This window comes from Aeromicrobium alkaliterrae, assembly GCF_039529015.1.
In the GTDB taxonomy this organism is placed as follows: domain Bacteria; phylum Actinomycetota; class Actinomycetes; order Propionibacteriales; family Nocardioidaceae; genus Aeromicrobium; species Aeromicrobium alkaliterrae.
The window spans coordinates 182782-197076 of record NZ_BAAAME010000010.1 but is presented as its reverse complement, the minus strand read 5'-3'; the positions used below and the strand labels follow the sequence as shown (position 1 = coordinate 197076).

Sequence of the window (14295 nt, the reverse complement as noted above, 5' to 3'; positions counted from 1 at the left end):
CATCCATGACACTCACCCCCGACCAGACGCAGTGGTTCGCCACGACGTTCGGCCAGCTCGTCGGCAACGTCGAGCAGGCCGTCGTCGGCAAGACCCACCAGATCCAGCTCGCGATGGCCTGCCTGCTGGCCGAGGGCCACCTGCTGCTCGAGGACTTCCCCGGCACGGGCAAGACCTCGCTGGCGCGGGCGATCGCGCAGACGCTCAAGGGCCGCCAGAGCCGCATCCAGTTCACCCCCGACCTGCTGCCGAGCGACGTCACGGGTGTCACGATCTTCGACCAGAAGACGCAGCAGTTCGAGTTCCACCCGGGCCCGATCTTCGCCGACATCGTCCTGGCCGACGAGATCAACCGCGCCTCGCCCAAGACGCAGTCGGCGCTGCTGGAGGTCATGGAGGAGGGCCAGGTCACGGTCGACGGGAACACGCACCGCGTCGGACGCCCGTTCATGGTCATCGCGACGATGAACCCGATCGAGCAGGCGGGCACCTACAAGCTGCCCGAGGCGCAGCTCGACCGCTTCCTGATGAAGACCACGTTGGGCTACCCCGACCACGCCAGCACGCTCAAGATCCTCGCCGCGACGGCCACCAAGGCGTCCGCGACGGGCCTCGAGCCGCTCATCACGACCGATGCGGTCGCCTCGATGATCGACCTGGCCGCCCTCGTCCACGTCGACGACGTCGTCCTGGAGTACGTCACGACCCTGCTCGCCGAGACGCGCAGCGCCCCCGAGGTGCAGCTCGGCTGCAGCGTGCGCGCGGGCCTGGCGCTCGTGCGGGTCGCGAAGGTGTGGGCGGCGGCCTCGGGCCGTCACTACGTGCTGCCCGACGACATCAAGGTGCTCGCGATCGCGACGTTCGCGCACCGGATGATCCTCGACCCCGAGGAGGAGTTCCGCGGGCTCACCTCCGAGGCCGTCGTGCAGCGTCTGCTGGACACCGTGCCCGCCCCGCAGGAGCGCGCTGCCGGATGAGCGCGAACGCGGTGGATCACCGGATCAGGGGGGTGCGTCGTCGCACCCTCCAGCTGGTGCTCCGTGCGCGCGACCAGGTCGTGCGCACGACGGCGACCCCGCGTCGCTGGCTGCGGCCCGTCACCGAGGTCACGAGCGGAGCCGCGGCGGCGGTCGCCGTGGTCACGATCGTGGTCGGACTCGTCGGGTGGCGGTTCGGCTGGCTCGAGCTCCTGCTCGGCTTCTGGCTCGGACTCGCGCTGCTGCTCGTGTGCGCGCTGTTCGTCCTGGGCCGGCACCAGCTCTCGGCGCGCTTCGACCTGGGCCGTGACCGCGTCGTGGTGGGGGAGCGGGCCAACGGCGCGATCTTCGTCAGCAACGCCAGCCGCCGCCGCAGCCTGCCGGTCACGATCGAGCTGCCCGTCGGGCGCGGCAGCGCCGCGTTCCACGTGCCCTCGCTGCGCATCGGCGACGAGCGCGAGGAGCTGTTCGCGATCCCGACGCAGCGCCGCGCGATCATCCCCGTGGGCCCGGTGCTGTCGGTCCGCTCCGACCCGTTCGCCCTGTTCCGTCGCGAGCAGCCCCTGACCGAGGACCACCTGCTGTACGTCCACCCGCGCACCGTGCGGCTCGAGAGCTCGGCGACCGGTCTGATCCGCGACCTCGAGGGCCAGACGGTCCGCAAGCTGTCCACCAGCGACGTCGCCTTCCACGCCCTGCGGCCGTACGTGCCCGGCGACGACCGTCGCTACATCCACTGGAAGTCCACCGCGCGCACCGGCACGCTGATGGTGCGCCAGTTCGAGGAGACCCGCCGCTCGCACCTGCTCGTGGCGCTCAGCACGCGCCTGGACGACTACGGCACCGACGACGAGTTCGAGCTCGCGGTCTCCGTCGCGGGCTCCCTGGGCGTGCAGTGCCTCGGTGAGGGCCAGACGCTCAGCGGGTCCACCTCCACGCGACGCCTCCGCACCCCCACCGTGCAGCAGTGGCTCGACCAGCTCGCGGGTGTGGAGTACGAGCCCACCTCGCCGCGCCTGTCCGAGCTCGTGCGCCGCTTGGTCCGCGAGGTCTCGGGCGCCAGCGTCGCGGTGCTCGTGTGCGGCTCGCTCGTCGACCCCGTCGAGCTGCGTCGCGCCCGTCGCTTCCTGCCGGTCGACGTCCGCACGATCGTCGTGCAGGTGCGCCCCGGCGCCGAGACCGCGGTGCACCCGGTCGGTGACCTCGACATCGCCGTGCTCGGCGGGCTCGAGGACCTGGCGCCCACGATGCGGAGGCTCGCGACGTGAGCACCTCCACGACGGGACGCACCCCGGGCCGCGCCACCGGGCGCACCGCCCGCACCCTCGACACGACCGAGCACCGGTCACGGCCGCTGACCGCGCCGTCGGCGCTCCTGGACCTCGTGGCGCTCCTCGCGATCGGCCTGGTCGCGGCCAGCCCGCTCGCCGACGCCTACGGCGGTTGGCGCTGGGCCGCCGCGGTCGGTGGCGGCCTGGCTCTCGGCCTGGTCGTCGCCCTCACGTCGCGCCTGGCCCAGCTCGGCCCCTGGCTCACCGCCGGCGCCCTCGTGCTGGTCTACCTCGTCGTGGGTCCGGCTCTGGCGACGCCCGACCTCGCCGCCGGGGGCGTCGCGCCCAGCCCTGACGCGATCCGGACGCTGCTCAGCGGCGTCGTCGACGCCTGGCGCGACTCCCTGACCCTGATCGCCCCGCTCGGCAGCACCGGCAACGTGCTGATCGTGCCGTGGGTCGTCGGCCTCGTCGGGGGTGCCGTGGCCGGCGTCCTCGTGTGGCGCAGCCGCTGGCCGGGAGCCGCGGCCGTCGTCGTGCTCGGCATCCTCGGCATCTCGGTCGCGTTCGGCACCGCGAACGCTGAGCACACGACGGTGCGCGGCATCGTCCTCGCCGTGCTGCTCCTGATGTGGATCCGCTGGCGCTCGATGAGCGGCTCGCGGGCCGCGTGGGTGCGCCGGGGCGTCCTGGGTGCGCTGACGCTCGCGATCGTCGCGGGCGCCGCGGTGGGGGCCACGACGCTGCTCGACGGCGACCGCCGCGAGGTGCTGCGCGACCACGTCGACCCGCCGTTCGACCCACGCGACTACCCGAGCCCGCTCTCGAAGTTCCGGGCCTACACCGACCAGCTCAACCTCAAGACCACGCCGATGTTCCAGGTCGACGGCGTGGAGGGCGGCACGCTGGTGCGCGTCGCCACGATGGACTACTTCGACGGGATCGTCTGGAACGTCACCGGGGGAGCGGGTTCGGGCGACGCCTCCGGCACGTTCGTCCGCTTCCGCGACGAGGCCGCCTCCGGCGACACGACCGAGGTCACCGTCACGATCGACCAGTACACGGGCGTCTGGGTGCCGTCGGTCGGCGACAGCCAGTCCGTCACGGTCCGCGACGTCGACGGGAACGTCGACGCCGACCGCTCGGTCAACGTGCTGCACAACCAGCCCACGGGCACCGTCGCGCAGGTCGGCGGGGTCGGCCCCGGCACGACCTACGAGTTCGAGACGGTGCTGCCCGACGCTCCCTCGGAGGAGGAGATCGTCGACGCCGCCCGTCAGCAGGGGGTCGAGCTCGAGGCCCCCGTCGGCGTCCCGGAGAACCTGACCAAGCTGGTCGAGACCTGGATCGGCGACGCGGGGGGAGCCGGCGGCGACGGCGCGACGGCACAGGTCCTCGCGCAGCGCTTCAAGGACGACGGGTTCTACAGCGACGGCAAGCCGAGCGGCTACCCCTCGGCCGCGGGCCACGGCGTCAAGCGCGTCTCGGACCTCGTCGAGCGTCCGCGGCAGATGGTCGGCAACGACGAGCAGTACGCGTCGGCGCTCGGCGTGGCGCTGCAGAACCTCCAGGTCCCGGCCCGGGTCGTGATCGGCGCCGAGGTGCCCGCCAGCGGCGCGGTGACCGGCGACGACATGCACGCCTGGGTCGAGGTCGCGCTCGACGGCCTCGGCTGGGTGCCGCTGACCCCGACCCCGCCGGACGACCAGATCCTCAAGGAGGAGCAGGAGGAGCCGGACCCCGTCCCGCAGCCCTACCTGCCGCAGCCGCCGCAGGTGCCGCAGGAGCCGGGCCAGGCCGACCAGGCCCCTCCGCAGGGTGCCGGCGAGAACACCGGGTTCGACCTGTGGGGCCTGATCCTGGCGATCCTCGGCGTGCTCTGGACGATCGTGAAGATCCTCCTGCTGCTGACCCCCATCTGGGGCCTGCTGCTCGTGAAGTGGTGGCGACGCCGTCGCCGACGCAGTGCGGGCGACCCGGTGACCCGCCTCAGCGGTGGCTGGCGCGAGGTCACCGACCGGGCGCGCGACCTCGGTGTGCGGCTGCCGGTCAGCAACACCCGGCACCAGAACGGCCTCGTGCTCGACGGACGGTTCCCCGAGGCCGGCGCCCCGACGCTCGCCTCGGTCGCGGACCGGCACGTCTTCGCGCCGGGGGAGCCCACCCCCGACGAGGTCGACGCCTACTGGAGCGACGTCCGCACGGCCCTGGCGCGGATGCGCACCTCGGTGCCGTGGTGGCGCCGCTGGGTCGCGGTGCTCTCGCCGGCCAGCATCCCGTGGCGCCAGCTCGGCCGTCGCGTCACCTCCCGGGCCCGCCGTCTGGGAGCATCAGCACGTCGGTCCGCGCCCGCTCGCTGGGTCTCGGACCGAGCCGCGGCGCGGCGGCGTCGCCAGCACACGAAGGATCGGAAGGGAACCCCCTCATGACGGACCTGCCCCGCCCGGAAGACCGTGTCGGCACCGTGACCGGACCGTTCGCGTCGCTCGGCGCCCGCTTCGGCGGGTTCCTGATCGACCGGATCATCCTGCTCGCGCTCGTCTCGCCCGCGGCCGCGCTCTACTACGTCGCGTTCGAGGACGGCAGCCCCGGCGGCCGTCAGCTGTTCTTCGCCGGCATCCCGACGGTGCTGACCCTGATCTTCCTGATCGTGCAGTGGGTCAACCTGTCCCGCAACGGGTTCACGGTCGGCGGGCGGCTCGTCGGCATCTCGGTGCTGCGGGCCGAGGGTGGCCAGCCGCTGGGCTTCGGCAAGGCGCTGCTGCGCACGATCGTGCTGGGCCTGATCCAGGGCGTCCCGTTCCTCGTCCTGGTCGCGATGATCCTCAGCCGTGGTGATGAGAAGCGGCAGGCCTGGCACGACAAGGCGGTCGGCGCCGTCGTCGTCAAGGGCACTCCCGAGTCGATCGTCGAGGCCGCCGAGCGTCGTGCGCGGCAGGCACCGATCGAGCTCAGCGGTCAGCGCGTCATGCTCGACAGCTTCGCCCCGCCGGCCGGTCTCGCGACGCCCGAGGCGGCCCCGGCCCCGTGGGCGCCGCCCGTGCAGTACGCGGGTCCGCCGACCGAGCTTCCGACCCAGTACCCCGACCAGCAGGTCCCGTCCGCGGCGATCGCGGGCGACACCTCGCCGACGCCGCCCACCGCGCCCCCGGCCGCACCTGCGCCGCCGGCTCCCGCCCCGACGCCTGCGCCGTCCGCTCCGCCCGTCGGTCCGCCGTCGTCGTCGCGGTCCGAGATGCCGCCCCTCCCGCCGCCGCCCGGACCGGTCGAGGAGCCGGCGCCCGAACCGGAGCCTGCCCCCGAGCCGGAGCCCCTGCCGGAGCCCGAGCCGACTCCGCCGCCGGCACCCGCCGCCGCTCCGGCGTCGGTCGAGCCGGCCGCCCCGATCGCCCCGCCGACCGGATCAGGTCGTCTCATCACCTCGGTGCCCGGGTTCCCCGGCTCCGGCGGCACTCCGCCGACGAGCCCCCCGGCCCCCGAACCGGCCAGCCCCGAACCGGCCAGCCTCGAGCAGGCGAGTCCCGAGGTCGACGTGCCCGCCCCCGTGCCCGGACCGCGGCACGCGGGGCCCGCACGTGAGGACGAGGAGCAGGCCCCTGCCGCTGCCGCTGCCCCGGAGCCGGAGCCTGCGGCCTCCGAGCCGGCTCCCGAGCCCGAGCCCGTCGCGTCCGAGCCCATCGACGCCAAGACCCAGATCGGCCAGCGTCGCTCGGCCCGGCCCACGTGGGTCCTGGTCAGCGAGGACGGCCGTCGCATCGCCGTCACGTCGACCGTCGTCGTGGGTCGCGACCCCGACACGGGCGACCACACGGGCGCCCTGCCGGCGGCGATCCCCGACCCGGAGCGCAGCGTGTCGAAGACGCACGCCGTGCTGACCGTCTCGGGCGGAGCCCTGCGGGTCGACGACCTGCACTCGACCAACGGCACCCACGTGCTGAGCCACGGCGTCGAGTCGGCGGTCCAGCCGGGCACGCCGCTGGAGATCCAGACCGGTGACACGGTCTGGTTCGGCGACCGCGCCTTCGTGGCGGAGCACGGATGAGGCTCAAGCTCTCCCTGCAGCGCGTCACGGGTCCCACGACCGACGTCGTGCTGGTGACCGAGCCGACCGCCCACGTCGGCGACGTGGCCCGCGAGCTGCTCGAGCAGGACCCGGAGGCGGGTCAGGCCGCGCGCTCGGCCGAGGAGGTCACGCTCGCCGTGACCCCGCTGGGCGGGGGACGGCCGACGGTGCTCTCGCCCGACCGCATCCTGGGCGAGTCGCCCGTGGCGTCCGGCAGCGTCGTGTCGGTCGTGGAGGCCGTCGGTGGCTCCCGCTCGACGGTCGTCGCGGCGACGATGCGCATCGAGTCGGGCCCCGACGCCGGCCGCCAGGTCAACCTGCCGCCGGGCTCGTCGGTCATCGGCCGTGACGCGAGCGCCGACGTCGTGCTGGGCGACCAGTTCGTCTCCAAGCGGCACGCCCGCGTCGAGGTCGGGGCCGCGATCGAGGTCGTCGACCTGAACTCGGCCAACGGCATCGCGGTCGACGGCGTCGTGGTGTCCCGCGTCGCGATGCTGCCGGGCCAGACCGTGCAGCTGGGCGACACGCGCCTGTCGTTCGCGATGGTCGCCGGTCTGCCGACGGTCTCGAGCACCGAGATCCGCGGCGGCGTGATCCCGTTCAACCGCTCGCCGCGCGTCGAGGAGCGCTACCCCGACCACGAGCACCCGCGGCCCACGGTGCCGATCGAGCCGACCCCGCAGCCGTTCCCGTTCCTCATGATGGTCGCGCCGATCGTCATGGGCACCGCGATGTTCACCATCACGGGCAACCCGATGTCGCTGCTGTTCGTCGCGATGGCGCCCCTGATGATGACGAGCAACTTCGTCAACCGGAAGCTGCGCAACAACCGCACGCTCGCGATGGACTCCGAGAAGTTCACCGAGCAGCTGCGGGTCCTGGAGGATCGCCTGCGCACCGCGATGCCGGAGGAGCACCGGGTCCGTCAGGCCGAGACGCCGGCCGTCGCGCTGGTGTACCAGGCCGGTCTCGAGCGCAGCGACCTGCTGTGGACCCGCCGGCCCGAGCACTGGACGATGCTGAACCTGCGACTCGGCACCGCGACGCTGCCGTCGCGCCACACCGTCGCCCAGGCGCACGACATGGACGAGGGCATCCCCAAGTTCACGCGGATGCTCGAGGAGGTCGAGGACCGGTACCGGGACGTCCCCGACGTCCCGGTCGTCGAGTCGCTGTACACCGCCGGAGCGCTGGGGGTCGTGGGCCCGGCCCAGCACGCCGCCGACGCGGTGCGCGGCGCGTTGCTGCAGATCAGCGGGCTGCACTCGCCGGCCGAGGTCGTGCTCGCGGCGATCGCCAGCCCGGACGAGACCCCGGCGATCGACTGGATGCGGTGGCTGCCGCACACCAGCTCGCCCCAGTCACCCCTGTCCGGTTCCCACCTCGTGGACACCCAGACCACCGCGACGGCCCTGGTCGGTGCGCTCGAGCAGCTCGTCGACGAACGCCTCGGCCGCCGGGCCAGCGAGCCCGCCGAGCGGCTGGGGCCGCTCGCGAGCGAGCTCGAGTCGACCGCCCGCGGCGGCTCGGTCGGCGAGGTCACCGACAAGAGCGACGACGACGACGTCGCCCTGCCGATGGTCGTCGTCCTCGTCACCGAGGACGCGCCGATCGACCGCCCCCGCGTCGTGCAGCTGTTCGAGCGGGCGCACAAGGTCGGGGTGTTCCCGATCTGGGTCGGCTCGACCCGCAACCGGCTGCCCGCGATGTGCCGCACGTTCCTGGACGTCACGAGCGGTCTCGGTGCGGCGCAGGCGCACTTCGTGCGGCACGGCCAGATCGTGGCCGACGTGCGGGTCGAGGGCGTCAGCGTCGAGCACGCCCAGCGCTTCGCGATGGCGCTCGCGCCCCTCGCCGACGACGGTGCCGTGACCGACGACTCCAGCGACCTGCCGCGCCAGGTCTCCATGGTCACGCTGCTCGGCACCGACATGCGGTCGTCGGGCGAGGCCGTGCTGGACCGCTGGCGGCAGAACTTCTCGGTGCACGAGCGGGACAAGCCGCCGCGCCCCCTCCCGCGCAACGGCACCCTGCGTGCCCTGGTGGGTCAGGGCGCGGTCGACGCGATGCACCTGGACCTGCGCTCGCAAGGTCCGCACGCGCTCGTCGGCGGCACGACCGGTTCGGGCAAGAGCGAGTTCCTGCAGTCCTGGGTGCTCGGGATGGCGGCCGAGTACAGCCCGGACCGGGTGACGTTCCTGTTCGTCGACTACAAGGGCGGCGCCGCGTTCGCCGACTGCGTCAAGCTGCCGCACTGCGTCGGTCTGGTGACCGACCTCAGTCCGCACCTCGTGCGTCGCGCGCTGACCAGCCTGCGCGCCGAGCTGCACCACCGTGAGCGCGTCCTGCAGCGCAAGCGCGCCAAGGACCTGCTCGAGCTCGAGAAGCGCGGCGACCCCGAGTCGCCGCCCGCGCTGATCCTCGTGATCGACGAGTTCGCCGCACTGGTCAGCGAGGTGCCCGAGTTCGTCGACGGCGTCGTCGACATCGCCCAGCGCGGCCGCTCGCTCGGCATCCACCTGATCATGGCGACGCAGCGCCCGGCCGGCGTGATCAAGGACAACCTGCGGGCCAACACCAACCTGCGCATCGCCCTGCGCATGGCCGACGAGTCCGACAGCTCCGACGTCATCGACTCGACCGAAGCGGCGCACTTCGACCCGTCGCTGCCGGGACGCGCCGTCGCCAAGATGGGTCCGGGGCGCCTGATCCCGTTCCAGTCGGCGTACGCCGGCGGCCACACGACCGACGAGGTCGTGCCGGCATCGGTGCACCTGCACCCGCTGAAGTTCGGCGCCGAGGAGCGGTGGCGCCGTCCGGAGCCCGAGGTCGAGCCGGAAGTGGCCGATCCGGGGCCTACCGACCAGGTCCGTCTCGTCGACACGATCGGTCGGGCCTCGCTGCTGGCCGAGCTGCCGGAACCGCGCCGACCCTGGCTCGACGAGCTCAGCGAGGTCTACGACCTGGCCCTGCTCGGCCCGCGCACCGACACCGAGCTGCTGATGGGCGTCGCCGACTTCCCCGAGCACCAGGCCCAGCACGTCGTCGCCTTCAAGCCCGACGTCGACGGCAACATGGCGATCTACGGCACGGGCGGCTCGGGCAAGTCCGTGCTGCTCCGAACGCTCGCGGCGGGCGCGGGCGTCACGCCCCGCGGCGGCCCCGTGCACGTCTACGGGCTCGACTTCGCCGCCGGCGGACTGCGGATGCTGGAGGCGCTGCCACACGTCGGCTCGATCGTCTCCGGCGACGACGACGAGCGCATCGTGCGCCTGCTGCGCACGCTCAAGGGCATCGCCGAGCGTCGCGCCCGCGACTTCCCGGAGGTCAACGCCGGTTCGATCACCGAGTACCGCACGGCCACCAACCGTCCGGACGAGCCGCGCATCCTGCTGCTGCTCGACAACTTCCCGGCGTTCCGCGAGGCGTACGACTCCGGCGGCTCCCGCGCCCAGTGGTACGGCGTCCTGCAGCAGCTGTTGTCGGAGGGGCGCCAGCTCGGCATCCACGTCGTCTTCACGGCCGACCGCCCCGCCAGCGTTCCGGGATCGATCTCGTCCAGCGTGCCGCGCCGCGTGGTGCTGCGCCTGGCCGACGAGACCGCGTACCTCGTGATGGGTATGCCGACCGACGTCCTGTCGGCCGCCTCCCCGACGGGCCGCGGCATCATCGACGGCGTCGAGACGCAGATGGCGGTCCTGGGCGGGTCGGGGAACGTCGCCGACCAGTCACAGGCGATCGGCAAGCTCGCCCGGGCGATGGAGCGGCAGCAGGTCGTCCCGGCGCCCCCGGTCGGGTCGATGCCCGTCGAGGTGCCCGAGGCGGACCTCCCGAACGAGGTCAACGGCCGCCCCGTGCTGGGCATCGGCGAGGAGGCCCTGCAGCCGATCGGCTTCGAGCCCGCCGGCACGTTCCTGATCGGCGGCGGTGCCTCGAGCGGGCGCACCACGACGATCGTGGCCCTCGCGCGCTCGCTGCACCGGTGGAGGCCCGACGGCGAGCTGATCTATCTCGGCCACCGGCGCTCCGTCGTGCCCCGCATGGCGCCCTGGACCGCGGTCGCGACCGACGTCGCGGAGGTCGCGACCCTCGCCAAGGAGCTCGCGGCTCGCGTCGCGCAGGAGGACGACGGCCACATCGCGGTCTTCGTCGAGTCGATCGCCGACTTCCTCTCGACGCCGGCCGACGCCGCGATCGTCGAGCTGAGCCGCGCGATCCGGCGCACCGACCACTTCCTGGTCGCCGAGTCCGAGACCGGCACGTGGGGATCGATGTACCCCCTGCTGAGCGAGATCCGCAACGGCCGTCGCGGCATGCTGATGCAGCCGGAGTCGATCGAGGGCGAGACGATCCTGCGCACGCCGTTCCCGCGATTCGCCAAGCGGGAGTTCCCGCCGGGTCGCGCGATGGCCGTCATGGCCGGCAAGCCGATCCGTGTGCAGGTGCCGTGGACCGGCGAAAAGTCCTGATCTTGCAGTGATTTCCCGGGCCCGTGAATGTTCCCGTCGGGCCCGGGGAGTGCTCCCCATCGCGGGAGCGGCCAACCGCTCCTAATGTTTTCCTCACAAGCCGCCAACGGGGCGGGTCAGCGAAAGGGAACACCATGTCGAACGTTTCGGTCACTTACGACGAGATGCGCTCCGCGGCCAGCCAGCTGCGCACGGGCCAGGAGAACATGAACACGACGCTCACCGAGCTGAGCAGCTTCATCCAGAACCTCGTGCAGAGCGGGTTCGTCACCGACCAGGCGTCGGTCACCTACAACGACCAGTACGAGCAGTTCACGACGAGCACCCGCTCGGCCGTCGACGCCCTCGAGCAGCTCGCTGCGTACCTCGAGCAGGCCGCCGACACGCTGTCCGCGACCGACGCCGACCTGTCGAGCGCGATCAACGCCTCCTGACCTGACCGTGGTCGCTCCGGCGGGGGTGCCGGAGCGACCGTGACCCCGGAAAGGGACACACGCCATGCCCATCATGATTCCTGAGCCCGTCGAGTACGCGCTGGACCTGTTCGGTCTGAAGTGGATCAACATCAACGAGGACGCAGTGGAAGAGCTGGGTGGCCAGCTGCTCGACTTCACCACGGCGCTCGACGCGTTCGTGGAGTCGGTGGGCAACGCGGTCGGCACGGTGGCGGACGTCTCGGACTCCTCGGCGCTCAACTCCTACGCCGACGTCTTCCAGGACACGCGCTCGAACATCTTCACGCCGCTCAACGAGGCGGTCGCCGCGACGCAGCCGATCTGCTCGACGATCGCCGACGGCATCCGCACCTACAAGATCTCGGTCCTCGCGGTCGGCACGGTCCAGGCGGCCCTGCTGATCGGCTCCGGGCCGGCGGGTGCGCTGGTGCGGCTCGCGGTCAAGGACGCCCTCAAGGCGATCATCGACATCGCGGTCTCCGAGCTCATGGCCCAGGTGGTCGGGGCGATCAACGACGAGATCCAGACCCGGGTCATCGACCCGATCAACCAGCTCACCGAGTCGGCCATCCAGGCCGTCACCCGCCCGGTCGCCGACGTGGTCGTCTCGATCACGCCGTCGGTCAGCGGCACGGTCGTCGTGCCGTCGCTGGTGTGCGACTTCCTGGACATCCAGAAGGCCGTCAAGGACATCGAGGCGGCGTACGGCGACTTCGAGGTCGCCTTCAACACGCTGCTGGACTGGCACATGCAGACCGACTACCTGACGCCGACGGCCATCCCGGACTTCGCCACGACGGGCATGTTCAAGGGGCTGCTCGACGACATGCTCGCGACGGTCTCCGAGGAGATGGGCCTGATGGGCCAGCGGGTCGTCGAGAAGCTCGCCTCCGGCATCACGATCGTCTACGACAAGTACGTCGAGGCGGACTCCGAGCTCGCCGGCAACGGCGCGGAGCTGCTGGAGAACATCGACTTCCCGCCGCTCACGCACCCGTTCCTGATCGACCGGGAGCCGGCTCCGGCCGCGACCAACATCGAGCTGTCCGACGGTCCGGTGCAGACGGGTGCCGGCCAGTCCGACGCCAGCAACGGGATCTCGCCGACGCAGGTCAACCTGGCCGACGAGCCGGTCCAGACCGGTCCGGCCAGCTCGACGGCCGGCGACGACATCGAGGACATCGAGATCCAGCTGTCGGACGGTCCGGTGCAGACCGGCCCCGGTCAGTCCGATGCCAGCGACAACATGCAGCGGTTCACCATCAACACGGGCCAGCCGGCCTGAGTGGACACGCACGTGCACGGCCGCGGCCGCGCCTCCAGGACGCTCCGAGCGTCCGGCGGCGTGGCGGCGGCCGTTCTCGCGCTGGTGTCGTCGGTGACGGCGTGCGGCTCCAACGAGGGCGGCGAGACCCGCTGCGAGGACTTCGCCCTGATGTCGACCGACGAACGCGCGGACGTGGTGGAGCAGCTCCTGACGGAGCAGGGCGGGACCCCACCAACGGAAGGCACGATCACCCTCACCGTCACCGCCGCCAGCTACCACTGCCTCAGCCCCGACGCCGCCGACACCCTCGTCAAGTCCGTCCTCGGCTAGCCCACCCCCACCTCCACCAGATTTGCGCACTTGCTCGGGTGATGGGGCCCGAAAATGCCGACGTTGTGCGCACATCTGAGCCGTCGTGGGCTGGGGTCAGGCGGCGAACCATCCCTGCCAGAGGACGCTGTGGACGGGGGCGGGGCCCTCGTACCCGCGGCGCGTGAGTGCGTCGTGCGCTCGGGCCGGGACCGAGGCAGGTCGCTCGAGGTCGGCCGCCGTGATCACGATCACGATCCACCCGGCGGCCTCCAGCAGCTCACGACGGCGGAGGTCGTGCTGCCACGTGCGTCGGTCGCGCAGGTGGTGGAAGCCGTCGTACTCGACCACGACCTTCCAGGCTCGGTAGACGAGGTTGCCGCGCGCGATGAATGCGCCGTCGGCGTCGCGGATCTCGGCGTTCACCTCCGGTTCCGGGAGCCTCCCGAAGCGAAGCATGAGGCGGACGCGAGTCTCCTGAGGAGACTCGGCACCGGCTCGGACCAGCGGAGCGATGCGTCGGGCCCGCCGGACTCCGTCGATGTGGTGGGTCTCGGCGTAGGCCCGGAGGTCGTCCGGAGTAGTGAGCTGGCGGTGCACGAGGTGGTCGCCGAAGGACACGAGCTCAGGAAGACTGATCCGCTGCGCCACGTCGACGAACGTCCGGTCCGGCCCGAGCGTGGGGAATCCGCTGACGTCGCGCGGATGAAGACTGCCCAGACGTCGGTGCAGGACGATTCCGGGGATTCGCCTCTGATGACGCGTGTTGGTGGAGAACTCCAGCGGATGGACCGCGGTCGGTTCGAACCCGTACAAACGCATGGCCGTCGTGTGACTGACGGCGGCGTCCGGCGGCAGCAGCAGCGAGGCAGCGGCGATCCAGGTGCGGAGGTCGATCTCGAACCCGGCACGGATGTGGACGCCCCGGAACAGGCGCCGGTAGCGCGCACTGGCCAGGACGTCTCGGGAGATGCCCGCGGCGTTGGCCTGGGCGGTGGTGAACGGTCGTCGCGGATCCATCATCCGGCCACGCTGGCCCCGATGAGCCCGCTCTGGGCGGCCCGGTGCGGGTCCTGTGGACGGTGACGGGCTGTGGACGAGAGCGGATCACGGCGACCTGGCGCAGATGTGCGCACTTGTTCGGCACTTTCGGCCCTCAGACGCCGAACAAGTGCGCAAATCTGGGGGAGGGGGTTGGGGAGGGGGTTACATCTTGCGGAGGCGGACCCACTTGACGTTGTGGTCGGCGTCCTTGCGGAGGACGAGGTCGGCGCGGCCGCGGGTCGTGAGGATGTTCTCGCGCAGGTTGGGCCAGTTGATGGTGTTCCAGAGATGTTCCGCGCGCTCGAACGCTTCCGCGTCCGTCAGCGAGCTGTAGCGGTGGAAGTACGACTCCGGGTCCGCGAACGCGGTGCGGCGCAGGGTCAGGAAACGGTCGATGTACCAGCGCTTGATGTCGCGGTTCGCGGCGTCGACGTACACCG

At 72.0% G+C, this 14295-nt stretch carries 9 protein-coding genes and 1 pseudogene; 8 read left to right on the top strand and 2 right to left on the bottom strand.

Annotation, left to right across the window (positions count from 1 at the left end):
- The first annotated feature begins 5 nt into the window (after window positions 1-5).
- The 8 genes from ABD127_RS18140 to ABD127_RS18105 all read left to right on the top strand — a co-directional run bounded on the left by ABD127_RS18140 (window position 6) and on the right by ABD127_RS18105 (window position 12832).
- Window positions 6-977 carry an AAA family ATPase gene (locus tag ABD127_RS18140; protein ID WP_344204061.1) on the top strand — a complete coding sequence of 324 codons (972 nt, stop codon included), beginning with the start codon at window positions 6-8 and terminating at the stop codon, window positions 975-977.
- A gap of 32 nt (window positions 978-1009) precedes the next feature.
- Window positions 1010-2245: a DUF58 domain-containing protein gene (locus ABD127_RS18135; protein WP_344204059.1), complete on the top strand. Its 1236-nt coding sequence runs from the start codon at window positions 1010-1012 to the stop codon at window positions 2243-2245.
- Complete coding sequence (locus ABD127_RS18130; protein WP_344204057.1) at window positions 2242-4677, top strand: transglutaminaseTgpA domain-containing protein; 2436 nt, start codon at window positions 2242-2244, stop codon at window positions 4675-4677. The genes ABD127_RS18135 and ABD127_RS18130 overlap by 4 nt, the downstream gene beginning before the upstream one ends.
- Window positions 4674-6290: an RDD family protein gene (locus tag ABD127_RS18125; protein ID WP_344204054.1), complete on the top strand. Its 1617-nt coding sequence runs from the start codon at window positions 4674-4676 to the stop codon at window positions 6288-6290. The genes ABD127_RS18130 and ABD127_RS18125 overlap by 4 nt, the downstream gene beginning before the upstream one ends.
- Entirely contained in the window at window positions 6287-10780 is a 4494-nt protein-coding gene (locus ABD127_RS18120) for a type VII secretion EssC family protein (protein ID WP_344204052.1), read from the top strand. The genes ABD127_RS18125 and ABD127_RS18120 overlap by 4 nt, the downstream gene beginning before the upstream one ends.
- Window positions 10781-10914: 134 nt before the next feature.
- Window positions 10915-11214, top strand: coding sequence for a WXG100 family type VII secretion target (locus tag ABD127_RS18115; RefSeq protein ID WP_229051830.1), 300 nt, complete (start codon window positions 10915-10917; stop codon window positions 11212-11214).
- Window positions 11215-11278: 64 nt separating this feature from the next.
- Complete coding sequence (locus tag ABD127_RS18110) at window positions 11279-12520, top strand: hypothetical protein (RefSeq protein WP_344204047.1); 1242 nt, start codon at window positions 11279-11281, stop codon at window positions 12518-12520.
- Complete coding sequence (locus ABD127_RS18105) at window positions 12521-12832, top strand: hypothetical protein (protein ID WP_344204045.1); 312 nt, start codon at window positions 12521-12523, stop codon at window positions 12830-12832.
- A gap of 96 nt (window positions 12833-12928) precedes the next feature.
- Here ABD127_RS18105 and ABD127_RS18100 read toward each other — a convergent pair whose 3' ends face one another.
- Both ABD127_RS18100 and ABD127_RS18095 read right to left on the bottom strand, forming a co-directional pair.
- Window positions 12929-13834, bottom strand: coding sequence for a hypothetical protein (locus ABD127_RS18100; RefSeq protein WP_344204042.1), 906 nt, complete (start codon window positions 13832-13834; stop codon window positions 12929-12931).
- A 183-nt stretch (window positions 13835-14017) separates the two neighbouring features.
- Window positions 14018-14295, bottom strand: a pseudogene (locus ABD127_RS18095) (type I pantothenate kinase); the annotation flags it as partial.